The organism is Spirosoma knui (genome assembly GCF_054780635.1).
Window position 1 is genome coordinate 155,977 of the sequence record NZ_BAAGVY010000005.1, and the last position, 23,461, is coordinate 179,437.

Below are 23,461 nucleotides of genomic sequence, written 5' to 3' on the forward strand. Positions count from 1 at the left end.
CCCTAAATCAATCGCTTGAGCACGAACGTAGTGACAATCACCTGACCGCTTCGTCGGACGAGTAACGTAACCTCGCGGCCCTCTCCTTTTTGCAGAATTTTGTAAATGTCGCTGATGGTGAGGTCGCTGGTAGAGCTATTGTTTACAAACAACACTTCATCGCCTTCCTGCAAACCCGCCAGATCCGCGGGGGAGTTCTCGATAATTTTGTCGACGTAATAGTTTCGGAACCGTTCACCTTTCGCCCGCAGTTCGAGTCCGCTCATGTCGTGTTCGAAGCTTTCGCGCATCAACCGTTTAACGGGTTTCAGCACTACGTACTTTTCCGGATAATTGAACGTAACGTGAAACCGACGTAACAGCTCACAGCCTACGTTGCCTTGCCGCTCGGGCATGTCGACGAGTTTCATCCCAAACGCCATGCTATCCGGAAAAGAGGCCAGGATGTTGTCCAACTCGTACTTACCAAAGCGAATCTTCTGGATGCGCCCCATGCTGCCGTGAATAATGCCGTTCAGCCCACGCCCGAGCTGCGCCCGGATGCTTTTTTCAGGTAATGGCATGGCGGCCGTACTCCGCGACCGGTCCAGCAATAGTGCATGACCGGCACCCGTATCGAGGACCACCCGAAGGGGAAGCGTTTTCTCGCCGTCAAAAACAGACAAAGCGTCGGTATAGGCTTTCGTGTCCTGAATCGTGATCGGGTACCGATCCCCTTTTCGCTTGCGATAGTGGTATTTTTTAGGGTGCATCAGCAGAATCTCCCGACGCTGAAAGTCAATATTGACGACGAAATTCGCGAAGATGTCGTATCCGAATATACCGTGTACAGGCGTACCGACGTACTCAGATAGCTTTAGAATGTCTTCGTCCAGAATAACTAGGTTATGGTGAGCGGCCCGCAGGCCACCCGTGCTCAGGTAATTATCGACCGATACCGAAGCCGTTAAGCTACCGCCTTCACCAGCCCCGGCCAATTTAACTTTACGCCCTAACGTAACGGGGCTTTTTTTGAAAGCTTTAGGATCAGTGATAATCGTGTTGCTGACGCCCGTATCCAGAATGAACTGAAGGGTATCGGAATCATTCACCCGAACGGGAACAATAATCAAATTTGAGTGGAGCTGGAAGGGAATGCGTGTCCACGACCGGTTACCAGCCAGAAAAAAGCCATAACGTTCCCGGTCTGGCGTACGCCGGTGGTTATCACCCCGCGTTACCAGACAAGTACATAATAGCCCAAGAGCCAAAACCAGCGTTTTCATGTAAAGTATTATTACATTGAAAGTACGTAATATTTTATAAAAATAACACAAAAAAACCTTCTTCGGTTTATAGTCTTTTTGAGTGGTCGTTTATGGGTACCAGCGTAGCGGAAAAATTAGCGGAAACACGATCAGGTGCTTCCGCCGAAAAGCTCTAATTTCGCCCGCAATTGATAAACAAGGAGTTCGCTTGTTTGATTGAGAATCTGATTATGACCACTTTATTAATCTGTCATGCGTAAGAAAATTGTTGCTGGTAACTGGAAAATGAACAAGACCTTTGAAGAAGCACAGGCGCTGCTTTCGGAGGTTGTCAACATGGTAAAAGATGAAGTTACGGGAGATGTCGAGGTCGTGCTTTGTCCACCCGCCTTGTACCTGACGATGTCGCGTCAGTACGTAACATCCGGTGGTAAGGTTTCGCTCGGGGCTCAGAACTGCCATGAAAAAGCATCCGGTGCCTATACTGGCGAAATTTCGGCTCCCATGCTCCAGTCGATCGGCGTTGATTACGTCATACTGGGGCATAGCGAACGTCGGCAGTATTTCGGCGAAACCAATTCGCAACTGGCGGAGAAAGTTAATATCGTACTGGAAACGGGTCTGAAGCCAATCTTCTGCTGCGGTGAATCACGCGATCTGCGGGAGAATGGCAATTACGTTGGTTTCGTAAAAGACCAGCTTACGGAGAGCCTGTTTCATTTGTCGGCTGAACAGTTTGCGAACGTTGTCATTGCTTATGAGCCAATCTGGGCCATTGGAACGGGGCTAACCGCTACGTCGGGTCAGGCGCAGGACATGCACTTTGAACTACGTCAGCACATTGCCAGCCAGTACGGCGATACCGTAGCGCAGGACACCACGATTTTATACGGGGGTAGCGCTAACGAGAAGAATGCCGTTGAACTGTTCTCGCAACCCGATGTCGATGGTGGCTTGATTGGTGGAGCCTCGCTTAAGTCGCGGGAGTTCACTAACGTAATAAAAGCCAACGTATAATCAACGATACGTAATACATCATTCGTGACAGCAACTCAATACGTTCAGGCGCTCGGCATGCAGCCTCATCCGGAAGGAGGGTACTTTGCCGAAACGTATCGTTCCAGTGAAGTTATCGCACAAGACGCCTTACCTGGCCGGTTCACGGGCAGCCGCTCGTTCGGGACGGCGATTTATTTTCTGCTGGAGAGCCATCACGTATCCACGCTGCACCGAATACAGGCCGACGAAATCTGGCATTTTTACGCCGGTAGCCCGCTTCATGTCTACGTTATTGATTTAGAAGGGGAGTTGTCAGTAATTAAGCTTGGTCCCGATCTGGCACAGGGCGAAGTGTTTCAGGCCGTTGTTCCGGCGGGTTGTTGGTTTGGTGCCAAACCGGCCGGGTCTGGAACAGCGCGAAGCGCTGGGTTCTCGTTAGTTGGCTGTACGGTCGCGCCTGGCTTTGACTTCGCTGATTTCGAGATGGCTGACCGTAATGAGCTGTTGAGGCAGTACCCGCAGCATCAGGCTATTATCGAACTGCTTACAGCATAAACAAAAGGCGATCGAAATTTCGATCGCCTTTTGTTTGTCGACTCATTAATCACTTTACTTAAAGTTCACGCTGCCAAACGACGATACGACCCGAATTTTAGGTCCATTCCCCGAGCCAATCTTTCCGGAGTACTGCTTTTTCGTGCGTGGCCCATAACGCTCTCCTTCGCGATCTGGCTGCGAAGTGAACCGAATGGCGTTTGTATTTGGGTAATTAAAGCCGCCATAGCTAACCGTTACGTTGAAATCGCAGTCGGATGTTTCAGCAACTGGTAACGCTACGGACGAATAGGATGCAACAATATCGATCGCGTCAGTGGTCTTGGTGAACTGTTCGATGCGGAATCCGCCCGAAAAATCAAGGTTTACCCGTGCGGATTCGCGTAATGTTCCGATTTTAGCCCCCGAATAATTGATGTCTGCGTTCAGCTTTCCTACGTCGCCGATGTTCATCTTCCCAAACTTATTGCTTAATGTCAGCACATTAGCTTTCGTTAAGTCGAGGGTGGCGTAAGCAATGTCCAGTTTCCCCTGATCGAGGTTCCGGATATAGGCTTTGCCGTAAGCGACGTCGATGTCGTTCTGACGATTCGTAAGTTCTTCGGCATTGAAATTCCCGTACCGATTGTACACAGTCAGCGGAGCGTGAAACGCCGGGATGCTGGTATTACCAAATTTGTTACGTACCGACAGCGCATTCTGCTTGGGCATCATGATGTCGTAGTTTATCTTGACGAAGTTACGTTCACCGTCATTCTTCCAATTATTTACGCTCCAGTTCGTTACTGAATTCTGGCTGAAATGGGTGCGAAGAATGATTTGATTGTTCACCCGTTTTTCTTCAATGGATACAGCATCAAGATACCGCTGTACACGTTCGTCGGAGTCAGAGTTGGCCGTAATCGTAATCTGAACACGTATCTCATTCTTATCCCACAGGCCTACCGAAACCTGGCCAAACTGATTATCAACCGACAGATTATCATTAGCGTCTACGTCGAACATTTTGATAATCGTTTTCTTTCGCTCAAGCATACCGACTTCCGTCGGTTCCCCGGCCCACGCAAGCATAGGCAGTAGGCACAAAACTAGACTACACAGGATTTTCATTGGTTTGTCGTTTAATGCGCTGGATAACGCGCAACTGTTCATTGAGCAGGTCAATCTGAATCTGTAAGTTCTGGATCATCGCCTGAATCAGCATTTCCTGATTCGGGTTCTTCGGTAAGTCGGCTTTCAGCGATTGATACGATCGCTCCAGCCGGTTTAAGTCCGTCGCGAACTCCTTATACAACTGCGGGTTGTCTTCGGTCATCTGCTTTAATTCGGCCCGTTTCGTATCGATCAGGCGGGTGTATTGCACCACTTCTTTGGCGTAGATTGGGCTAGCGGCCACAATAGTCGGTTGTTGAGTTACCCCGTACTGGTAATTCATGTAAAAGAAGCTCCCTGCCAGCAGCAAGACGGCTACAGAAGCGGCCACCCGCCAGTCGAGGCTCGGCCAGCCAATCTGGCGTCGGCCCAATTGCTGGTGATTTCGGTGAACCTGCTGAAATGGCGATGCCTTGTCCAGCCCCGCTGAACCGGATTGCTGTTTCGTAAGCTCGGCCTCTATATTTCGCCACAAGTTGCCCGGTGGCTCTTTGTCGTCAAAAGCTTCGCGGTTGTCGCGGACGAAGCGTTCTAAATTATCTTTCTTCATTGGTCTTGTTGTTTATTTCAGTAACTCCAGCAATCGTTTCTTTCCCCTCAGATACTGCGTTCGTGATGTCGTTTCGCTTATATTCAAAACATTACCAATTTCTTCATGATCATACCCTTCAAACAAGTATAACGACAAAACAATCCGGTATCCCTCTGGTAACTGTTGCATTGCCTGTTTGACGCGCTCGACCTCCAGCTGAACGCCGTCTTCGTCGTAAGGCTCAGGATCGGCGTAGTCGGGCCCGTCGTCTTCGCCAAAGCGGTGGGCATCTATGTCGACTAATTCTAACCGACGGCTTCGAAGATGATTGATGGATCGGTTCACCACAATTTGCTTTAACCAGGCTCCAAACGTGCTTTGTCCACGGAAGGAGTTAATGTGGTTAAACGCGTCCATAAACGCTTCCTGCAATACGTCTTCAGCTTCAGCCTCATGGTTCAGAATGCGCAGACATACATTGTACATCGCCTTTACGTACTGTTGATACAGCTCATACTGCGCCCGTCGCTCACCCTGTTGGCAGCGTTTGACCAGTTCAGCATGGCGGTCTGGGTACGGCGGTCCGACGGTTCGATTCGGTTCCAACAGGTTCAGCGGTCCAGGTGGTTTAGGTTGCAATCAGGGAAAAGACAGGGGGTAAACTGTAAAGGTTGCACTGACAAGTAAAAAAATTTAAAATAGTACCATCGATCATGTATCGGTCTTACAAAGAAATTCGTTCTCAGTGGTTTGTCGCTTATATTTAAATGTAATATATCAATTTTAAATCATGTATAAATCTGATTATAACGCTCCATTTACGGTGCACGAAGATGGCACGAATTCCCCTTTCGAACATCAGTTAGTGATTAGTAAACTGACTGTTGAGCTGGGTGTACTGTACTACCACAAAGGCCTGATACCACTTATACCGTTGCCAGAGACGCCACTAGGAGATGGCCCCGGCTACCCCGTACCTGATGTGTTATTGTTCGATAAAGGAGCGGAGCAGACCCGTGTTATCATAGAGGTTTCGGGCAATCGAAGCTTCAACAGTGATGTGCGCAAAGTGATACGTCTGATCGAAGACGATGACTACGGTATATTAGAAGGCTTTATTTACAATTATAAAACACGGGAGTGGTTACGCTATCGGAAAGGCGATGGAGGAGTCGCTACTACATCGTCTTTTTCGGAAGTAATGGGCGTTGAATTGGGCGCTTTTTTGTAAATATATTCTACCTGACCAGCGTTGGTTTATCCTCGTCTTTCGGCCTAGCCTAACCAAATTTTTTCGTAGTTTTGGTTGTTATAGAGGGATAGAAGCAACGTTGATGATTGATTACTTATCGAGTTTGAATGACCCACAGCGGGAGGCCGTTATGCACGGCGATGGACCGCTGATGATTATAGCGGGTGCGGGTTCTGGCAAAACGCGCGTCTTAACGTATCGCATCGCCTACCTAATTGAAAACGGCGTTGATCCGTTCCGTATTCTTTCGCTTACGTTTACCAACAAAGCCGCTGGTGAAATGCGGCACCGAATCGAGAAAGTTGTCGGCACCGAAGCCCGCAACATCTGGATGGGTACGTTTCACTCGGTATTCGCCAAAATCCTGCGTATTGAAGCCAAGGCGATTGGCTATACCAGCAATTTTTCTATCTACGACACCGACGACTCGAAGTCGCTGCTCCGGAGCATCATCAAAGAGATGGGTCTGGACGATAAAGTGTATCGGGCCAACAATGTTTTCGGGCGCATTTCCGGTGCGAAGAACCGGCTTATTGGTCCAGATGATTATATCAATAACTCCGTAATTCAGGCCGACGACGAAGCGGCCCGGATGCCACACATCGGCCGGATTTACAAGCAGTACGCCACGCGTTGCTTTGCGGCCAATGCCATGGACTTTGACGATCTGTTGTTCAATACCAACGTATTGTTCCGCGACCACCTGGACATTCTGCATAAATACCAGCACAAGTTTCAGCACGTAATGGTCGATGAGTTTCAAGATACGAACGTATCGCAGTACCTGATCACCAGGAAGTTGGCCGCTGTTCACCAGAATATCTGCGTAGTGGGCGACGATGCACAAAGTATCTATGCGTTCCGCGGGGCCAACATCGAGAATATCCTGAACTTTCAGCGCGACTACGGCAAGGAGAATGTCAAAATCGTTAAGCTGGAGCAGAACTACCGTTCGACTAAGACAATTGTACAGGCCGCTAACTCGATTATTGCCCGGAACAAGAATCAACTCGAAAAGAGTGTCTTTACCGATAATGAAGACGGTCCGCTGATTGATGTTATCAAAGCATCTTCGGATAACGAAGAAGGGCGCCTGGTTGCATCGGCTATTTTCGAGACCAAAATGAACGAGTCGCTGACCAACAACGACTTCGCCATTTTGTACCGTACCAATGCTCAGTCGCGGGCTTTTGAGGAAGCGCTACGTAAGATGAGCATCAAATACCGCATCATCGGTGGGCTGTCCTTCTATCAGCGAAAAGAGATCAAGGATTTGATTGCTTACCTGCGTTTTACGGTAAACCAACAGGACGAAGAAGCGTTCAAACGGATCATTAACCTGCCTAAACGCGGGATAGGTGACACAACCGTTGCTAAAATCAGCGTTATTGCCGCCGAGAAAGAAGATTCAATCTGGGAGATTGTCTCGGAGATTACCAAGCACGTAGCCGGACGATCGGCTATCGCTATTGAAGGGTTTGCCGATCTGATCAAGAGCTTCAAGCTGCTGCTCGACCAGAAAGATGCCTTTGAAGTAGCCTCTCATATCGCTAAAGCGTCGGGTCTGCTAAAAGAACTGTACGACGATAAAACGGTTGAAGGGCTGGCCCGCTATGAGAACGTACAGGAATTACTGAACGCCATCAAAGAGTTTGTCGACAATCCAGATAACGACGATAAAAGCTTAAGCGCGTTCCTGCAATCTGTTTCGCTGCTAACCACCGCTGACGAAAAAGAAGACGATGGCGATAACGACAAAGTGACGTTGATGACCATCCACGCTGCAAAAGGGTTGGAATTTAAGAACGTTCATATCGTTGGATTAGAGGAAGACCTGTTCCCAAGCCAGATGATGCTGGAAAGCCGGAACGATCTGGAAGAGGAACGTCGGCTGTTCTACGTTGCCATTACCCGCGCCGAAAAACGGCTGACGGTATCCTACGCCGAAACGCGCTATCATTACGGCCGCCTGAAAATGTGTGAGCCAAGCCGATTCCTGATGGAGATCGATCAGCGCTATATGAAAATGTCGAAGCTACGTTCGGCCCCGAGCCGACTCGATTTCGACAGACCCGAGCGGGATCGTAGTGAAAGTACGTCGACCGGTTCAATGGCCTTTGTACGATCGTTAGCGCAGAAAACGGCGCAGCGCCAGGCTCCTCAACCAACCGTAACGCATACGCCGTCTGCTGATTTTGCGCCAACCAGTACAGCCGATCTGGCAGCCGGGCAGCGCGTTGAGCACGCTAAATTCGGGTTTGGTACAGTTAAAAGCGTGGATGTGAATGGTACCGAACGTAAAGCGACGATTCTGTTCGAAAAAGCTGGGGAGAAAGTGTTGTTACTAAGTTTTGCCAAATTGCGGGTAATTCTATAAGACCGAGATTCAAGTTCGGGTACTCTGGTAGTATACAAAACTTGTTTCATTGGTCGTTCTAATTCACATAGTATCCCCACTATTACTTTTTCCGCAATACTATGACTGCTAACGGTACCCTTACCGCCAGCTTATTTTTTACACTTGTATCGCTGTATACGTTTGGCCAGGCCCCAAAAGACTCAACCGTAGCGGCTGGTCCCAAGGTCGAAAACCTGGGCAATCAGGTCAATTCGGAGTATAACGAAATCAATCCGATGATCGCACCCGATGGCCGAACGTTATACTTTGCTCGGATCAGCCATCCTAATAACACGCACGGGGCTAAGGGCAGTCAGGACATTTGGTTTTCTGAACTCGATGCGGCCAGCGGTAAGTGGGGACCGGCGCGTCGGATGGGTTTTCCGCTGAACAAAGACGAGTACAACTGCGCCTACAGCATTACGCCGGATGGCAACACGATGCTCATTAAAGGTCAGTATACGAACGGAAATTACGAAACGCGCGGGTTTTCGATGAGTAAACGTACCGCAAACGGGTGGGCACCCCCGCAGAAGTTAAACATTCCCGGTTATGTGAACATGAGCAAAGGGCAGTTTGACTGCGGCTTCCTGTCGGCTGACGGTAAGGTGCTGCTCATGGCGTTCAGCGAGAAGAAAAACAGTAAGGAGGACGACATTTACGTCAGTTTCCGTCAAAAAGACGGATCTTGGTCGAAGCCGATGGAGCTGGGTCCTGAAGTAAACACCAAATTCACGGAAACAACGCCGTTTTTAGCACCCGATGGTGCCACGCTCTACTTTTCAAGTGACCGCGAGGGTGGCTTAGGTAGCAACGACATCTACGTTAGCAAACGTGTTGACAAGACCTGGAAACATTGGTCGAAGCCCGTTAACCTCGGCCCATCGGTAAATACTGATGGCTACGACGCGTATTATACCCTGGCTGCATCGAGTGATTACGCGTATTTGACTACGTTCAAGAATACGCTGGGTAAAGGCGATATTGTGCGGGTAAAGCTCACCGACGATCGGCCTACGAATCAGCCGGGCAAAGTTGGTGGTGGCAGCGACGTAGCAGCGGCTCCCAGTACTCGTCCTGATCCGGTGGCGCTCGTGAGTGGTAAGGTAATCGACCAAACAACGGGCAAACCCATAGAAGCCCGGATTATTTACCAAACCCTGCCCGATGGAGCCGAAGCGGGTGAGGCTACGTCTGATCCGGTAACGGGCGAGTATAAGATCGTACTGCCGTATGGCCAGAAATACACCATGCGCGCCATCGCTAAAGATTTTATTGCCGAAGGGGATAACGTCGATCTGACGCAGACGAAGGGATTCCAGGAAATAAAAGGCAAAGAGTTAAAGCTGGTACCGATCAAAGAAGGCGTCACCGTGCGCTTGAACAACATCTTCTTCGATACTGGAAAGTCGGAGCTTCGGCCCGAGTCAGGACCCGAGCTTGATCGGCTGGTAACCACGTTGAACGAAGCGCCCAAGATGGTTATCGAGGTACGTGGTCATACCGATAATACTGGCTCGAATGAGATTAACGCAAAATTGTCGCAGGATCGGGCCGACGCTGTTCGGGAATACTTTATTAGCAAGGGTATTGAGCCTGATCGCGTTGCCAGTAAAGGTTTCGGCGAAACAAAGCCCATCTCTACCAACGACACGGATGAAGGCCGTCAGCAGAACCGGCGCGTGGAGTTCGTTATTGTGAAAAAATAGGGCACATACTATCAACAAAGCCTGAAATTACGCCAGCGATCGACGTAATTTCAGGCTTTGTTATGAGCGCAAGGTGGTTTAATCCAGCCCTGGGCGTTTGAAGGTCCGGGCGTCCGGAAAGATTCCTTCCAACTCCCGGCGTAACCGGCTCAGCAGCGACAGCATATCGAGCACGTCGTCCGTTTTTTCAGGATAATGCAGAATCATGGTTTCCCAGGCCATCAGCGACCGATCAATGCTGACCAGCACCAGTTTCGCTTTGCCTAAATGATAATTCTGTAAGAGGGCGTTATTGCTTGGTTCGGCCAGGGCACGTAGGGCAGATTGCGTTTTAACCGGAATTAAGGTTCGATACCAGCGTAGCATATCCCAGGCATCCTTGAGGGCATGCAGCGTTGGCATCGCTTCTTCCTGTGTCCGCAAACCAAGCTCAACGTCGTGAAGCTGCCGCTGACCAGCCTGCTCCAGTAAGTTCTTTTCTTCTTTAGCCCATAAACCACTCAACCGCATGTACTCATTAGCTAACAAAACAGCGGTATGGTGACGGATTGACTGCCCTACGGAGTCAGTACGTTCGATGGCTTTTTCCTCCAAAGCCTGCACCTGATGTTCGGCTGGAGATGCTGGACTTTCCTGGGCTGACTTCTGCGTTAAGTTGTCGATATACTGCTTGGTTAAGGCCAGGGCTTCGGTTAGTTGCTGTACCAGATCGGGTCCGCTCTCCAACGGCTTCGCCAGGCCCGTCTCCGATTGGATTTGAAAACTGCGGCAACGGCTGGTGAACAGGCAACGCTCACACCAGGTGTCGCAGTAGTTGTAAATGCCAGCAATCAATTCAGGATTAGTATTCATTAGTTCGTACAAGCGGTAGTTACTTTATATTGTAAATATACAACATGACAGAATATTATATAACAATCTGATTTAGTAAACTTTCATATACATAGGTAGATTCTCTTCTTACTTAAATTATGTTCTAAACCGTTTATCCAGCAACATTGCCATTGAGGTAAAACTCAAATTCCTCTTATGAGCGGCCGCTATAAACCGTAGTAAACCGCATACCTTTGACTAAAACTAAAGCCCTTTACTGATGATACGTATTGCATTCGGGGTAGTTCTCACTCTGCTGTTTATTTCTGCTTCGGCTCAAACTCAGTCTGCCGAAGCCGTTAAGCTCGATTCACTTGCTAAGCTCTCGCAGCTGTTCATGAATGCTAATCAACCCGATTCGCTGTATGCCCTCATGGGGCCGGGCTTCAAACAGCAAATTTCGTTGGAGAAGACGAAGGCGGTTATGGCGCAGCTAACGAACCAGCTCGGTAAATGGGTATCGCTCGAATCCAGAGGAGTGAAAGATGGAATTGCCCGTTATAAAGCTACGTTCGCGCTGGCAGCTCTCGATTTCTACGTCAGTCAGAATAAGGACGGCAAGATTGAAACGTTTCTGTTTAAGCCGCTGGAATAGTTCTACCTGCCGATGTTACGTTTGCTTATCGTCCTTAGCTGTTTAAGCTCATCTGCTGCCACAGCGCAGCAGTCTTCCCTGGATCAGTCACTGGATTCGACTGAGGTGCTGGTGCGAAACGCATATAACGCTGACCAGCCCGAAAAACTGTATGCAATGACCAATGGCTTGTTTCAGCAGCAAGTTTCAGAAAGCCAGTTTCACGCATTCATTACGGGGGCGGCTGCCGGTTTAGGCAAGTGGAAATCGTCGGAGAAGCCCTTGCTAATCGGCAGCACGTTTCACTTCAAAGCCTTTTTTGAGAAGGCAACTATGGACTTTCTGCTGAATCTGGACCCTCAGAAGAAAATAGCCCTGTTTGCACTTCAACCCTTGCGCGAAACCGCCGTAACCCGGTCGGCGAAGGTAATAACGAACAATCCGCTCCGTACACCCCTTGACCGACAAGTTGATGCCGCCTTACGTGATTACACCACCAATGCGCAGACTGTGGGTATCAGCGTAGGCATTCTACGTAACGACAGCTTGTTTACCTATGGGTATGGGGAAACGGTAAAAGGAACAGGACGTGTTCCAGACAAAGCAACTGTATTTGAAATTGGATCGATCAGTAAGACCTTTACCGCTACCTTATTAGCTGATGCTGTTCGACGCGGCCTGGTGAACCTCGACGACCCGGTTAGTAAGTACTTACCCGACTCGATTCCGGTCTTGACCTATAAAGGCGTTGTGGTGACGTTAAAAATGCTGGCTAATCATACGTCAGGTCTGCCGAGAATGGCCAGTAACTGGAATACTGGGATAGGATTTACAATCCAGAACCCGTATGCTGTTTATGACGAGCCGCTTTTGTTCTCTTACTTAAAGAAGCCTAAATTCCAGCATAGTCCCGGCACAACCTATGAATACTCGAACCTGGCAACTGGTCTATTAGGTACTATTTTGGCACGTCAGGCTGGTCAGTCGTATGAGCAGCTACTAAAGCAGGTAGTTAGTGAACCGCTCGGATTGCAGCAGACAAAAATTACGATGAATACGGGCGATAGCACGAATATGGCGGCTGGCTATGATGAAAGTGGACTGATAACACCGAAGTGGACATTTCAGGCGCTGACTGGTGCAGGTGCCATTCGGTCAACGACGGCTGATCTGTTACGTTACCTGCAGGCTAATATGGGCAAAGCCTCGTCTGCACTCGTTCAGGATTTTGAGCTAACCCACCAGCAAACATTTAGTGATGAGAACCCCGTTCAGACAATAGGCTTAGGCTGGCATATTGTTAATCGAACCGGCTGGCTGTGGCACAACGGAGGAACCGGCGGCTTTCGAAGCTTTGTAGGGTTTAATCCCACCAACAAGACAGGAGTAGTCATACTGACAAACTCTGTGTCGGTGCCCTTAGACGGTTTAGATTGGAAGTTAATCAAAGCCGCTTTACTTTGAACAAAACCGAACAGCTACGCATTACTTAACAAACCATTCATCAGATACGGCATGTTACTCAACGCTGGTTGCGAACTTCAGTTTGAAGCGCACGGCCCAACTCCTTTAGTGCTCATGTTACGTCCCCGATCGGGCGCGGGGCAATGGATTGTTCGCGAAGAATACCAGATTACACCTTCCGTTAACGTAACGGAGTTCACCGATATCTACGGTAATCTATGCCAGCGTCTGGTTGCTCCTGAGGGGCCGTTTTCCATTCATTTCGCGGCTACTGTCCAAACCGCCGATGTCATCGACGTAACGCCCGGAGCGCCTTATACCCCGGTCGAAGAATTGCCCGATAGCGTATTGCACTATACACTACCGAGCCGATACTGTCAATCTGATCAACTGGGCGATCTGGCCACTCAGATTACCGAGGGTGCCGAACCGGGCTATGATCAGGTTGAAGCGATCCGGAAATGGATTCACGAACACGTAACGTATCAGTACGGGACCAGCGATGCCAGCACCTCGGCGGTAGATACCGCTGCCAACCGTGTGGGGGTCTGCCGTGACTTTACGCACCTGGGCATGGCGCTCTGCCGGGCTTTGAACATTCCAGCCCGTATGGTTGTCGGCTACTTATACGAACTCGATCCGATGGACCTTCATGCCTGGTTTGAAGCTTTCGTAGACGATCGGTGGTATACCTTCGATGCTACTCAGAAAGAACCACGGGGTAATCGAATTACGGTCGCCTACGGCCGTGATGCCGCTGACGTAGCGTTCACCACACAATTTGGGTCGATGACGCTCAACGACATGCGGGTCTGGGTACGTAAAGCCGAAACAGAAGCCGAAGACGGATCTACCGAAGACGTATCAGCTAACCATTTTGGAAAAAAAACACCTGAGACGGCAACGCTTGCTGGCTCAGATGGGTCTCTTCAGTAAACACATCCGCCCATGAAAACACAGTTACTTGTCTGCGCCTTAGCCGCTTGCCTAATGTCCTGTCAGCAGGATCACGATATACAGCCAAACGCGTCGTTGGTTGGCCATGTGGCGGGTACTTACAAGACGAATGTATTTCTGGATCCATCGCGGGTGGCTATGCCTGCTGGGCAGTTGCCATGCGTTGAGTTGACCCCTGAATCAGACAGTACCGTAACACTGGTTTATACCCGGTCGGCCTCCGCAAATGATCGTACGAAGATCCCGCAGATTGGCTTAAGCCGTCAGGCCGACGCTATCCTGCTAAAGACGGCGGACGCAAGCATCGGTACGTTACAGACCGAGCGGATTTTCACAAACAGCGGTATGGAAAAACAGGGCCAATTGCTTCGGTTATCAATCGTTAAAGAACCTGATACCTTGTTCAACTTTGCCGGAGTGAAACAGTAACTGATCAGACATAAACTACATAAAAAAGCGCGACACCGTTGGGTGCCGCGCTTTTGGTATCTGGAATGGCAGTCAACTACCGGACTGCAAACTCGCCAGCTCCGATCCGGAAACCTTCGGCGTACAGTTCTACGGTGTATTTGCCGGGCTTATACGGAATGCCCCGTGTATAGAGCAGTTCTACGTTCTGACCGTTGTTGGTGTAATTAATGGTCTGTTTGGTGGTATAGATCGTCTCGTTACCATCAACCGTAAACGTTCCAGAGCCATTGGCCATGTCTGACACGACTGCACCGGTTGGATCAAGCACCCGAACATACACGTCTTTCGGCTCCTCCTTGGTCAGCGGATTGTCGAGCAGCGTATAAACCAGTTTAATCTTGTCTAACCGTTTCGCTTTGTAGGCGTCGTCCTCTTTTACTTTACCTTTCGCGTTAACCGCAAATACCTTCACGTTTTGTGCCTTCAGGGCGGCCGCTCGGGTCACTTTGGTACTCAACTCCTGGTTTTGAGCGATAACGGTTGTGACCGAATCGGTAAGCTTCTGACGCTCGGTCTTCAGCCCCGTGTTTTCTTCATCGAGGACTTTAACGTTCGTTGCCAACGTAACATTTTCGCGCTGTAGGTTAGAAATCAGCGAATCTTTTTCGACCAGGAACGCTTCATACTGCTTGATTTTGCCTTCGTATTTGGCGAGCGAAACAGCCGAAATGCGGTTTCCACGACGTAATGCCGCTTTATCCTGTTCCAGTTGAGCCCGTACTTTTTCAAGTTCGGTAATATCACCACCCAGTTTTTGTACTTCAGCAATCTTCGCATCAAGAGCCGATGAAATCGAATCCAGTTTGACGCGGGTTGTCGATAATTCTTCAACGCGTTCCGAAATCGTTACTTCCTGGTTCTCCGATACTTTCTTCTGGTCGAAATACAAATAGCTTGACACCCCAGCCAGACCTGTCATAATAATCAGGGCTGCTAATAGGGCACCATTCGTTCTGGGTTTTTGGGGATTGTTCTCCATAGCAATCTTCAGTTTAACAGTTGAACATGCACATTCATAAAAAGGCCGCACTTGCGGTTGTGTAGAGGTTGCTGCATTTTCCGTGTAGTAATGGCTTAGAAAAGTAAAGTTTTGCTACAGAATGGTTCGTTTACGGATGAAACATAAAGACGAAACGTTGACTTATACCAGGGTATTGTTGTCAACAACTGATTGCCTTCAAAAAAAGTTTTCCGCCAATGGTCTGAACTGCTGCAAGATAGCGACTGCACAATCGGTTTAGGTACCACTTAATAGATAAAAGCGAAGACGGTAATTACGCAATTAAAGGCCGTAAATACGGTTTTGGACGGTTTCAGATGAAAGATTGATGTACGGTATTTTGTCAATAAAAAATTAGATAAATAATGCCTGAATTACCTGAAGTTGAAATTCGGCGACAGTATCTGGAGACGTCGTCGCTGTATCAGCCGATCACTCATATTGAGGTTGAAGATAAGAAACTGCTGACCACCGATTATCCAACACTGGTGACCAGGCTAACGGGGCGGTCGTTTACTCAAACCCGGCGGGTAGGCAAGAATCTTTTTGTACAAACCGATGATCCCAACGTAACGGTGCACATGCATTTTGGCATGACCGGCGACCTTGAATACTATCATGCTTCCCTCGACCGGCCTCGCTTTGCGCGGATTGTGTTTGAATTCGGCAGTGGGTTTAACCTGGGTTTTCTGTGTCCGCGTAAGTTCGAACGGGTGGGGTTGGTCGACGATATCGATACGTTCCTTCAGCGTAAGAAAATCGGCGAAGACGCTCTGGATATTTCACTCATGGAGTTATCGGAGCGCATTCGGCGGAAAAAAGCCCTGATCAAACCTGTTTTGCTCGATCAGAGTGTAGTGGCAGGCTTGGGGAACTGGATTGTTGACGAAGTGCTGTTTCAGGCGTTCATCCACCCAGAGCAGCGGGCGGATACCTTAACGGACAGTCAGTTGGTTCAATTGCACGAAGCGATCCGACTGGTTCTGGAAACGGCCATCCGCTACGAAGCAATGTACCGCGACTTTCCGAACAGCTTTCTGATCCACGTTCGCGAGTGGGACGATTCGCCGTACGATGATGTAGAAGCCCATAAGTTTTGTCCGCGCTGCGCCACCCGCATTGAACGGACTGTTGTTGGCGGACGCACGACGTTCTTTTGTCCAAAGGAGCAGACAAACTTATAAGTCTTTGATGTTGCCAAACCCAATTACGTCGCGGTAAGCAGGGTTGTCGCGTAGCTCGGTGGCGCGCATCAGCTTGTCGGCGCCGAACTTAGCTTTTACGTCGTAAAGCGTTTGCCGGAATTTGTCTTTACGTAACGAGTTCTCGAATAAGCTAAGGGGTACCACTTCGGCGGGAATGAATCGGAAAACGGCAACGCACATGCTCCGTAAGTGCTCATTCAGAACCGGTTCGCACTGGTGTGTTTCCTGAAATTTGTCGAGTCGCTGACGGATGATCTGGTAGAGTTCAGGGCCATCCTGTTTGGGTTCCGGGAAGCGTACTTCATAATTATATGTTTTACCCGTATGGTATCGGCACGAGAATGATAAATCCTGACAAAACACCTCTTTTTGCACCATACGCCGTTCGAGAGTCAGGCAAAGCGATTGAAGCAATTCGTCTAATCGGTCGGGTGTGTTCCGTTGTTCCGCGGAGATTGTACGCATGGCCGACATACTTTTATATTCGTCATTCGCTTCGAGGTCAACCTCTCCGCCAAAGTTCAAGCGCAGGTGCCAGTGCCAGCCAATAATACTCTTGCAAACGGCCCGCAAGTGCTCGGGAGACGCATACCGCAGATCCAACGGCGTGTAGATACCGCCCGCTTCAAGCCGGGCCAGCATGCGATGGCCAATGCCGGGTAGATCGGTAAGCCGTAGTGAACGTAATACGTCGTCAATCGTCTCCGGCGTTATAATCGTCAACCCATCGGGCTTCTGAATATCCGATGCCACTTTCGCTAGAAACACGTTTGGGGCAATCCCGATTGAACAGCGTAGCCAATCGCCAACTTTGTTCCGAATGGCAGCTTTTATGGCCAGCGCAACCTGCCGCATATCGGGGTAAGCTTGTTGATAGTTGGTCAAATCAATGACGGCTTCATCGATGCTTTTTGGAACAACATCATCGGCAAATGTGCGGAGTTCGTTAATGATTTTGACGTGATACTCCCGGTAACGGGACGGATGGGTTTCAACAGGAACTAGTTCAGGACACAGGCTCATCGCTTCGTCCAGGCGCATGCCTGTTTTAACGCCCCGTCGCTTAGCCTCTACAGAAGGCGATATAACGCATCCCTGCCGACCTGTATACACGCAGACGCCAACGGGACGGCCGCGCAGCCAGTAATTATCCTGTTGTTCACAAGAAGCAAAAAAGCTATTCATGTCGACAAACAGGATAGTTGGCTGAGTATGGTTTCCAAGTCGATTTCGGTTCATCGGATTATTAGATAAAAAGCCGTCGATATTCGCGCGAATGATCAGTAATTATTGTAGTTTTGGGCTAATACAAGTGCAATATATTTTACTTATATTATATTTACTACCTATCCATACTCACTCAATGGAGAAATGTTCAGAAAAAATTAATGAAGCCATGAGCATACAGGATCGACTGAAGCATATATTCGATGCATTGGGCATAACGATTTACCAGATAGCCAAAGAATTAGGCGAGAATCCGTCGAAATTTTATAACATTTTGAATGGACGCGCTAAGCCTTCGTACGATACGATCATGAGCTTGCTGGCTTGCTATCCTCAGATCAGCGCCGATTACCTGATTCGGGGTATCATGCCCGTTTTGAACTCACCGGAAGCGAACGCTACGTTGATGACTTCCGACGAGGACACACTCGAAGTTCCGTTTGTGCCGGTACGTTTTTACGCTAGCTTCGTGGAGAGCTACGCGGATGGTATTAATAATACTGATATGGAAATGTTCCGAATCCGGAAGCCCGTGATGAAAGGACATAAGCGGGCGGTTGTCCTGGAAATTTCCGGAAACAGTATGAGCCCTCAGTTAGCGCACGGCGCAAAAGTGCTGGCTGTACCGGTCAGCGAAAGCGACTGGGAATACCAGTCAGGCGGAGTGTACGCGGTAATGTATCGGGATTACTTCGTGGTGAAACGCATCCGCGACAACGAGCTCTTGACCCGCAAATACCTGACGCTTCACTCCGATAATCCGAACGGTGGCAACGTAACGGTACCGCTTCAGGATATTCGGGGCCTCTGGAAAATCGTAACCATTGTCGAGGCTCCGGTCGAGTAAGGAAACCACTATATGCAAAATAGCCCCGCTAGACGTACTGGCGGGGCTATTTTGTTTTAGAGCAGGGGCTAAATTACGCTTCCACGCGTTCTTCGGTTTGTAGGGCTTCTTTCTGATGCGCCCACATCTCCTGAAACAAAACGCTACGTTGGCGGAGATTGACAAAGCTGCCTTCATCTACAATTCGTCCATCGCGGAGAATATAAATATAATCGAACATCGGCAGCAGGTGCAGTCGGTGCAAGGTAGAGACAACGGCCTTGTTAGAAAACTGACGGAGCATTTTGTGGTAAATCTCAAATTCCGTCTTCGGGTCTACGCTGCTGGTCGGTTCATCCAGTAAGATAATGTCGCTGGTACGTGCCGCCAGTACTCCTCTCGCCAGAGCCAGTCGCTGCCGCTGGCCACCTGATAAATTCAGGCCTTTCTCCTGAATATTCGTCTCCAGACCCTGCGGAAGATGCTTGACAATGTCGGCAAAATGAGCGGTCTGACAAACGTCCATTACTTCCGCATCATCGAATGGCAGGCCCAGTGTGATGTTATAACCGATTGTGTTTTCAAAAATCTCGGGTTCCTGCGGAAACAGCGTGACTGAGTTCGCCAGCACATTCAGATCGGTATAGTTACTATCATCTATCTGTACAGACAAACCTGGCTCGGTCGCATACAAGCCCCGGAGCAGGGTCAGCAACGTACTTTTGCCCGAGCCGCTTTCCCCAATAAACGCAATACGTTTCCCGCGATTCAATTGAATACGCACATCGCGCAACGCCGGTACGTTACGTTAGGTGCTCCCCACGCGGGTATGCGAGAAATTTAGGGATGATAACGTAATGCGCTGCCAGTTTCCGGGTAGCGTCGGCTGTTCGCTGACTTGTGTATGCTGTTCGTAAGCCCGGCTGATTCCGCGTGCCGTCTGAACATCAGTATTATACTGTACGATTTGCGTGTATTGATACGCTACGTCGTTGAACACACTAGTGAATTGGTTCACAAAGCCGAGCAAGGTCACCAGACCACCGATGTAGAAAACCTGGCCAGGCACGTAATGCTGATATACGTAACCCGTCGCAATCACAACGTAGATCAGGGCAACGAGCATACTGGCAACGAACCATTTCCACTCGTTTATTTTTACCTGACGCATAAACGGCTGAAAAATAGCGCTGATTTTACCCGCAAAGCTTTCTTCGATACGCTTCTCAAGCCGGAGCGTAATTACCGTAACAATATTTGACAGGCTGTCGAATAGCGTTGAGGAAGCCAGGTGTTCGCGTTCATTCGTTTCGTCGAGCGCCTTGATAAACGGCCGATCGAAGCGAAGAATAACGTATATGGTCAATGCCCCCAAAGCAACCCCGATCAGCCCGAAGATGGGCGAGAAATACAACATCGCTCCGAACGAAAACAAAAACTTCGAAAGCGCGTGCAGGTACATGAATCCGTTCTGAAAAAACGATTTTAACGCGTCATACGCTTTTCGGATACGGTTAATGGTCGAGCCGCTGTGGTGATCCTTGTGCCAGCTAACGGGTAAATGCAGGGTCTGGTGGTATAACTCTTCCAGAAAGTTTCGACTTAGGTTAAACGCGAGTCGTCGCTCAAGTACACGCGCCGGGCCGTGGAACGCCCATTCCAGCACTTTTAGCCCTATAAATCCACCGGCGTACCAATAGACAACGTCCAGAACTGCGGTGTCTTTGCGCTGAATGGACTCAACAAACCAACCAAATAACAAGGGGTGTAAGGCTGCCACGATGTTGGCCAGCACAAACAAAACGTAAACGAATACGTATTGTCGTTTTTCCTGCCGTGCATACCGCCAAGCCGTGCGGAGCAGGGACAGGTAAGGATTTTGCATGATGTAAGTTACGGTAAAGATTCCAGGCTGGAATCAGAATGCAAAGTTGACAAAAACAAAGAAAAATAGGTTCGCTACGCACCTGAAATTTCTTAAAATATATAGACCTACTCTAATAGATAATCGCCTTTCAGGTATCCAATACGTAGTAAAGTCACGCCTGGTTTTGCAATAGCCGACGAATCCCGTTTAAGGCCTGGTAATATTGGACAAAAGATAGAAAGGGACTGAACACGCGTCCGGCCTATTTTTCGCATTTGTATTTGTTTTCTTATTGGCTTTCAGTAATTTTGCGACCTGATTTGAAAAGGTGCCGTTTGGCGAACTCATCGGCCCCTTCCTGCTGTTTTAGAATTAAATAACTCTCAGTATAACAAGCTAATGGCTCGCGATTTAAATTTCACGAGAAACATCGGTATCGCTGCCCACATTGATGCGGGTAAGACAACTACTACCGAACGTATTCTCTATTACGCCGGGGTAAGCCACAAGATCGGTGAGGTTCACGACGGTGCCGCCACAATGGACTGGATGGAGCAGGAGCAGGAACGGGGTATCACCATTACCTCGGCCGCTACAACTGTCGATTGGACCTACCGGGACAAAAAGTACCACATCAACATCATCGACACACCGGGCCACGTTGACTTCACCGTTGAAGTAAACCGCTCGCTGCGCGTTCTTGATGGCCTGGTGTTCCTGTTCAGCGCCGTTGATGGTGTAGAACCTCAGTCAGAAACCAACTGGCGTCTGGCTAACAATTACAACGTAGCTCGTTTGGGCTTCGTGAATAAAATGGACCGTTCGGGTGCTGACTTCCTGAATGTGTGCAAGCAGGTGAAAGAAATGCTGGGCAGCTATGCTGTTCCACTTCAATTGCCGATTGGTGAAGAAGATAACTTTAAAGGTGTAGTTGACCTGGTTAACTTCCGGGGTATCGTTTGGAATGAATCTGACAAAGGCATGACCTTCGAGGTTGTTCCTATTCCGGATGATATGCTCGAGGAAGCTACCGAATGGCGCGAGAAACTTCTCGAAGCCGTTGCCGAATTCGACGATTCGCTGATGGAGAAGTATTTCGAAGATCCTGAGTCGATCTCGGAAGATGAAATCCTGGCGGCTCTTCGTAAGGCGACCATCAGTATGAAAATCGTGCCGATGCTTTGCGGTTCGTCGTTTAAGAACAAAGGTGTACAAACCATGCTCGACTACGTGATGGCTCTGTTGCCATCGCCGTTGGACAAAGAGAGCATTAAAGGCACGAACCCAAATACAGGCGAAGAGATCTCGCGGAAGCCTTCGTCGGCTGAGCCATTCTCGGCCCTGGCGTTCAAAATCGCGACTGATCCTTACGTAGGTCGTCTTTGCTTCGTACGTTCGTACTCAGGTGTGCTGGAATCAGGTTCTTACATCCTGAACAACCGTTCGGGTAATAAAGAGCGGATTTCGCGGATTTTCCAGATGCACGCTAACAAGCAGAACCAGATTGAGCGTCTGGAAGCAGGTGACATCGGTGCTGTAGTTGGTTTTAAAGACATCAAAACCGGTGATACGTTGTCGGATGAGAAGAACCCAATCGTTCTTGAGTCGATGGTGTTCCCCGATCCCGTTATCGGTTACGCGATCGAGCCGAAGAAAACGGCCGATCAGGATAACTTCTCGAAAGCAATTGGTAAGCTGATCGAAGAAGACCCAACCCTCAAAGTTGAGTCGAACGAAGAAACCGGCCAGACCATTATTCGTGGTATGGGTGAGCTTCACCTCGAAATCATCATCGACCGGATGCGTCGTGAATTTAAGGTAGAAGTAAACCAGGGTGCGCCACAGGTTGCTTACAAAGAGAAGCTAACCAAGAATGTTGAACACCGTGAAGTATACAAGAAACAAACGGGTGGTCGCGGTAAGTTTGCCGACATCGTGTTTGAACTTGGACCACGCGGTGAAGACGAAACGGGTGTTGTTCAGCCTGGCCTTGAGTTTGTAAACGGTATTGTCGGTGGTGTAATTCCTCGCGAATTTATTCCTGCTGTACAAAAAGGTTTTGACGAATCGCTGAAAAACGGTCCGTTAGCTGGTTTCCCGCTCGAAAGCATGAAAGTTCGGTTGTTCCACGGCTCGTACCACGACGTTGACTCCGACTCGCTATCGTTCGAAATGGCCGCTCGTCTGGGCTTCCGTGAGGCTGCCCGTCAGGCTGGTCCGAAACTGCTCGAACCAATCATGGCTGTCGAAGTATTAACACCAGAAGAATATACCGGTCCGATCACGGGTGACTTAAACCGTCGCCGGGGTGTGATGAAGGGTATGGATACGAAAGCGGGTTCGCAAGTGATCAAAGCTGACGTTCCTCTGTCAGAGTTGTTCGGTTACGTAACTGACCTTCGGACCATGTCATCGGGTCGTGCTACAGCTAACCTGACGTTCTCGCACTACGAAGTTGTGCCACAGAACATTTCGGAAGCTGTAGTCGCTAAAGAAAAAGGAACGGTGAAAGCGTAATTTCAACGCACGTTATAGATTAAAAGGGCACCCAACGTTGGGTGCCCTTTTTGATTACCATGTCTGACGCAGCCTTAGCACCTACCAGAAGCGTTACGTCGGGGCGCGTCGTTCGTCGCTATCAGGTTCAACGTTTGCTCAAATATATGAGATCAGTGAGCCTTTACATTTAACACAATTACAGAGAAAAAAGTAAAAGTAAAGGCTTAAAAGCCAGCACTATTTCGTACCTTTGCAGGCCAATTCTAGGACGGTCGGAGTAAATGGTTCTTTCGACGGTCCTGTTTCTAAATAACGAACCAAAACACAATGAGCCAAAAAATTCGCATTAAGCTGAAGTCGTTCGACCACATGCTGGTTGACAAGTCGGCAGAAAAGATCGTAAAAGCGGTCAAATCAACAGGTGCGGTTGTAAGCGGTCCGATCCCGCTGCCAACTGACAAAGAAATTTACACCGTACTGCGGTCGCCCCACGTCAACAAGAAAGCGCGGGAGCAGTTTCAACTTTGCACCTACAAGCGTCTGGTTGATATCTATAGCAGCAGTGCGAAAACGGTTGACGCGTTGATGAAGCTTGAATTGCCAAGCGGTGTTGACGTAGAAATCAAAGTCTAACGACTCCTAGCTAATGGCTAT

The 23,461-nt window shown here is 49.1% G+C and carries 20 protein-coding genes and 1 pseudogene; 13 read left to right on the forward strand and 8 right to left on the reverse strand.

Translation table 11 applies throughout. The annotated features are described in order from the left end of the window. Window positions 1-2: 2 nt before the first annotated feature. The gene (locus ACYVIY_RS13025) at window positions 3-1,265 is read right to left on the reverse strand and encodes a retropepsin-like aspartic protease (RefSeq protein WP_460976788.1); all 1,263 of its coding nucleotides are present in this window, start codon (window positions 1,263-1,265) and stop codon (window positions 3-5) included. Window positions 1,266-1,499: 234 nt separating this feature from the next. Between ACYVIY_RS13025 and tpiA the strand changes: the two genes are divergently transcribed. Together tpiA and ACYVIY_RS13035 are read left to right on the forward strand one after the other, a co-directional pair. After that, window positions 1,500-2,264: a triose-phosphate isomerase gene (tpiA, locus tag ACYVIY_RS13030; RefSeq protein WP_460976789.1), complete on the forward strand. Its 765-nt coding sequence runs from the start codon at window positions 1,500-1,502 to the stop codon at window positions 2,262-2,264. A 24-nt stretch (window positions 2,265-2,288) separates the two neighbouring features. After that, the gene (locus ACYVIY_RS13035) at window positions 2,289-2,801 is read left to right on the forward strand and encodes a cupin domain-containing protein (protein WP_460976790.1); all 513 of its coding nucleotides are present in this window, start codon (window positions 2,289-2,291) and stop codon (window positions 2,799-2,801) included. A gap of 54 nt (window positions 2,802-2,855) precedes the next feature. Here the strand turns inward: ACYVIY_RS13035 and ACYVIY_RS13040 are convergent, their stop codons facing one another. Genes ACYVIY_RS13040 through ACYVIY_RS13050 form a run of 3 tightly spaced genes read right to left on the reverse strand, consistent with a single transcriptional unit; the run spans window position 2,856 to window position 5,091 of the window. Then, window positions 2,856-3,911 (reverse strand): hypothetical protein, encoded by a 1,056-nt coding sequence (locus tag ACYVIY_RS13040; protein WP_460976791.1) that lies wholly within the window; start codon window positions 3,909-3,911, stop codon window positions 2,856-2,858. Continuing rightward, window positions 3,895-4,503 (reverse strand): hypothetical protein, encoded by a 609-nt coding sequence (locus ACYVIY_RS13045; RefSeq protein ID WP_460976792.1) that lies wholly within the window; start codon window positions 4,501-4,503, stop codon window positions 3,895-3,897. Before ACYVIY_RS13045 ends, ACYVIY_RS13040 begins: the two co-directional genes overlap by 17 nt. Window positions 4,504-4,515: 12 nt before the next feature. Next, a complete protein-coding gene (locus ACYVIY_RS13050; protein WP_460976990.1) occupies window positions 4,516-5,091 on the reverse strand; it encodes an RNA polymerase sigma factor in 576 nt (191 codons plus the stop codon). 184 nt (window positions 5,092-5,275) lie between these two features. On the opposite strand from ACYVIY_RS13050, the gene ACYVIY_RS13055 reads away from it, so the two are divergent. The 3 genes from ACYVIY_RS13055 (at window position 5,276) to ACYVIY_RS13065 (ending at window position 9,844) form a co-directional block, all read left to right on the forward strand. Continuing rightward, window positions 5,276-5,716, forward strand: a complete 441-nt coding sequence (locus tag ACYVIY_RS13055; protein ID WP_460976793.1) for a hypothetical protein — start codon at window positions 5,276-5,278, stop codon at window positions 5,714-5,716. Between the two features lie 103 nt (window positions 5,717-5,819). Further along, window positions 5,820-8,114 carry an ATP-dependent helicase gene (locus ACYVIY_RS13060; protein ID WP_460976794.1) on the forward strand — a complete coding sequence of 765 codons (2,295 nt, stop codon included), beginning with the start codon at window positions 5,820-5,822 and terminating at the stop codon, window positions 8,112-8,114. Between the two features lie 101 nt (window positions 8,115-8,215). Then, window positions 8,216-9,844: an OmpA family protein gene (locus tag ACYVIY_RS13065; protein ID WP_460976795.1), complete on the forward strand. Its 1,629-nt coding sequence runs from the start codon at window positions 8,216-8,218 to the stop codon at window positions 9,842-9,844. A gap of 78 nt (window positions 9,845-9,922) precedes the next feature. Here ACYVIY_RS13065 and ACYVIY_RS13070 read toward each other — a convergent pair whose 3' ends face one another. Beyond that, window positions 9,923-10,696, reverse strand: a complete 774-nt coding sequence (locus ACYVIY_RS13070) for a hypothetical protein (protein ID WP_460976796.1) — start codon at window positions 10,694-10,696, stop codon at window positions 9,923-9,925. A gap of 241 nt (window positions 10,697-10,937) precedes the next feature. Between ACYVIY_RS13070 and ACYVIY_RS13075 the strand changes: the two genes are divergently transcribed. Genes ACYVIY_RS13075 through ACYVIY_RS13090 form a run of 4 tightly spaced genes read left to right on the forward strand, consistent with a single transcriptional unit; the run spans window position 10,938 to window position 14,141 of the window. Beyond that, window positions 10,938-11,312 (forward strand): DUF3887 domain-containing protein, encoded by a 375-nt coding sequence (locus ACYVIY_RS13075; protein WP_460976797.1) that lies wholly within the window; start codon window positions 10,938-10,940, stop codon window positions 11,310-11,312. A gap of 12 nt (window positions 11,313-11,324) precedes the next feature. Continuing rightward, complete coding sequence (locus tag ACYVIY_RS13080) at window positions 11,325-12,755, forward strand: serine hydrolase (RefSeq protein ID WP_460976798.1); 1,431 nt, start codon at window positions 11,325-11,327, stop codon at window positions 12,753-12,755. A 51-nt stretch (window positions 12,756-12,806) separates the two neighbouring features. Further along, window positions 12,807-13,691 (forward strand): transglutaminase domain-containing protein, encoded by an 885-nt coding sequence (locus tag ACYVIY_RS13085; protein WP_460976799.1) that lies wholly within the window; start codon window positions 12,807-12,809, stop codon window positions 13,689-13,691. Between the two features lie 12 nt (window positions 13,692-13,703). Continuing rightward, the gene (locus ACYVIY_RS13090; RefSeq protein WP_460976800.1) at window positions 13,704-14,141 is read left to right on the forward strand and encodes a hypothetical protein; all 438 of its coding nucleotides are present in this window, start codon (window positions 13,704-13,706) and stop codon (window positions 14,139-14,141) included. A 76-nt stretch (window positions 14,142-14,217) separates the two neighbouring features. On the opposite strand, the gene ACYVIY_RS13095 is transcribed toward ACYVIY_RS13090, so the two are convergent. After that, the gene (locus tag ACYVIY_RS13095) at window positions 14,218-15,162 is read right to left on the reverse strand and encodes a hypothetical protein (protein ID WP_460976801.1); all 945 of its coding nucleotides are present in this window, start codon (window positions 15,160-15,162) and stop codon (window positions 14,218-14,220) included. 386 nt (window positions 15,163-15,548) lie between these two features. Here ACYVIY_RS13095 and ACYVIY_RS13100 point away from each other — a divergent pair, with 386 nt between their 5' ends. Next, window positions 15,549-16,367: an Fpg/Nei family DNA glycosylase gene (locus ACYVIY_RS13100; protein WP_460976802.1), complete on the forward strand. Its 819-nt coding sequence runs from the start codon at window positions 15,549-15,551 to the stop codon at window positions 16,365-16,367. Here ACYVIY_RS13100 and ACYVIY_RS13105 read toward each other — a convergent pair. Further along, the gene (locus ACYVIY_RS13105; protein WP_460976803.1) at window positions 16,362-17,627 is read right to left on the reverse strand and encodes a DNA polymerase Y family protein; all 1,266 of its coding nucleotides are present in this window, start codon (window positions 17,625-17,627) and stop codon (window positions 16,362-16,364) included. The two genes, ACYVIY_RS13100 and ACYVIY_RS13105, sit on opposite strands and share 6 nt — an antisense overlap. A gap of 124 nt (window positions 17,628-17,751) precedes the next feature. Between ACYVIY_RS13105 and ACYVIY_RS13110 the strand changes: the two genes are divergently transcribed. Then, a complete protein-coding gene (locus tag ACYVIY_RS13110; protein ID WP_460976804.1) occupies window positions 17,752-18,462 on the forward strand; it encodes a LexA family transcriptional regulator in 711 nt (236 codons plus the stop codon). A 73-nt stretch (window positions 18,463-18,535) separates the two neighbouring features. Here ACYVIY_RS13110 and ACYVIY_RS13115 read toward each other — a convergent pair. Continuing rightward, a pseudogene (locus ACYVIY_RS13115) lies at window positions 18,536-20,326 on the reverse strand (ABC transporter ATP-binding protein). 381 nt (window positions 20,327-20,707) lie between these two features. On the opposite strand from ACYVIY_RS13115, the gene fusA reads away from it, so the two are divergent. Together fusA and rpsJ are read left to right on the forward strand one after the other, a co-directional pair. Beyond that, on the forward strand, window positions 20,708-22,825 hold the full coding sequence (fusA, locus tag ACYVIY_RS13120) for an elongation factor G (RefSeq protein WP_460976805.1): 2,118 nt from the start codon (window positions 20,708-20,710) through the stop codon (window positions 22,823-22,825). Between the two features lie 309 nt (window positions 22,826-23,134). Beyond that, window positions 23,135-23,440, forward strand: a complete 306-nt coding sequence (rpsJ, locus tag ACYVIY_RS13125; RefSeq protein WP_077134125.1) for a 30S ribosomal protein S10 — start codon at window positions 23,135-23,137, stop codon at window positions 23,438-23,440. The last annotated feature ends 21 nt before the right edge of the window (window positions 23,441-23,461 follow it).

Bases quoted from the DNA above. Each gene is read 5' to 3' on its own strand.
- ACYVIY_RS13025 (WP_460976788.1), bottom strand. From the start codon at position 1,265: ATGAAAACGCTGGTTTTGGCTCTTGGGCTATTATGTACTTGTCTGGTA.
- tpiA (WP_460976789.1), top strand. From the start codon at position 1,500: ATGCGTAAGAAAATTGTTGCTGGTAACTGGAAAATGAACAAGACCTTT.
- ACYVIY_RS13040 (WP_460976791.1), bottom strand. From the start codon at position 3,911: ATGAAAATCCTGTGTAGTCTAGTTTTGTGCCTACTGCCTATGCTTGCG.
- ACYVIY_RS13045 (WP_460976792.1), bottom strand. From the start codon at position 4,503: ATGAAGAAAGATAATTTAGAACGCTTCGTCCGCGACAACCGCGAAGCT.
- ACYVIY_RS13055 (WP_460976793.1), top strand. From the start codon at position 5,276: ATGTATAAATCTGATTATAACGCTCCATTTACGGTGCACGAAGATGGC.
- ACYVIY_RS13060 (WP_460976794.1), top strand. From the start codon at position 5,820: ATGATTGATTACTTATCGAGTTTGAATGACCCACAGCGGGAGGCCGTT.
- ACYVIY_RS13065 (WP_460976795.1), top strand. From the start codon at position 8,216: ATGACTGCTAACGGTACCCTTACCGCCAGCTTATTTTTTACACTTGTA.
- ACYVIY_RS13070 (WP_460976796.1), bottom strand. From the start codon at position 10,696: ATGAATACTAATCCTGAATTGATTGCTGGCATTTACAACTACTGCGAC.
- ACYVIY_RS13075 (WP_460976797.1), top strand. From the start codon at position 10,938: ATGATACGTATTGCATTCGGGGTAGTTCTCACTCTGCTGTTTATTTCT.
- ACYVIY_RS13080 (WP_460976798.1), top strand. From the start codon at position 11,325: ATGTTACGTTTGCTTATCGTCCTTAGCTGTTTAAGCTCATCTGCTGCC.
- ACYVIY_RS13085 (WP_460976799.1), top strand. From the start codon at position 12,807: ATGTTACTCAACGCTGGTTGCGAACTTCAGTTTGAAGCGCACGGCCCA.
- ACYVIY_RS13090 (WP_460976800.1), top strand. From the start codon at position 13,704: ATGAAAACACAGTTACTTGTCTGCGCCTTAGCCGCTTGCCTAATGTCC.
- ACYVIY_RS13095 (WP_460976801.1), bottom strand. From the start codon at position 15,162: ATGGAGAACAATCCCCAAAAACCCAGAACGAATGGTGCCCTATTAGCA.
- ACYVIY_RS13100 (WP_460976802.1), top strand. From the start codon at position 15,549: ATGCCTGAATTACCTGAAGTTGAAATTCGGCGACAGTATCTGGAGACG.
- ACYVIY_RS13105 (WP_460976803.1), bottom strand. From the start codon at position 17,627: ATGAACCGAAATCGACTTGGAAACCATACTCAGCCAACTATCCTGTTT.
- ACYVIY_RS13110 (WP_460976804.1), top strand. From the start codon at position 17,752: ATGGAGAAATGTTCAGAAAAAATTAATGAAGCCATGAGCATACAGGAT.
- fusA (WP_460976805.1), top strand. From the start codon at position 20,708: ATGGCTCGCGATTTAAATTTCACGAGAAACATCGGTATCGCTGCCCAC.
- rpsJ (WP_077134125.1), top strand. From the start codon at position 23,135: ATGAGCCAAAAAATTCGCATTAAGCTGAAGTCGTTCGACCACATGCTG.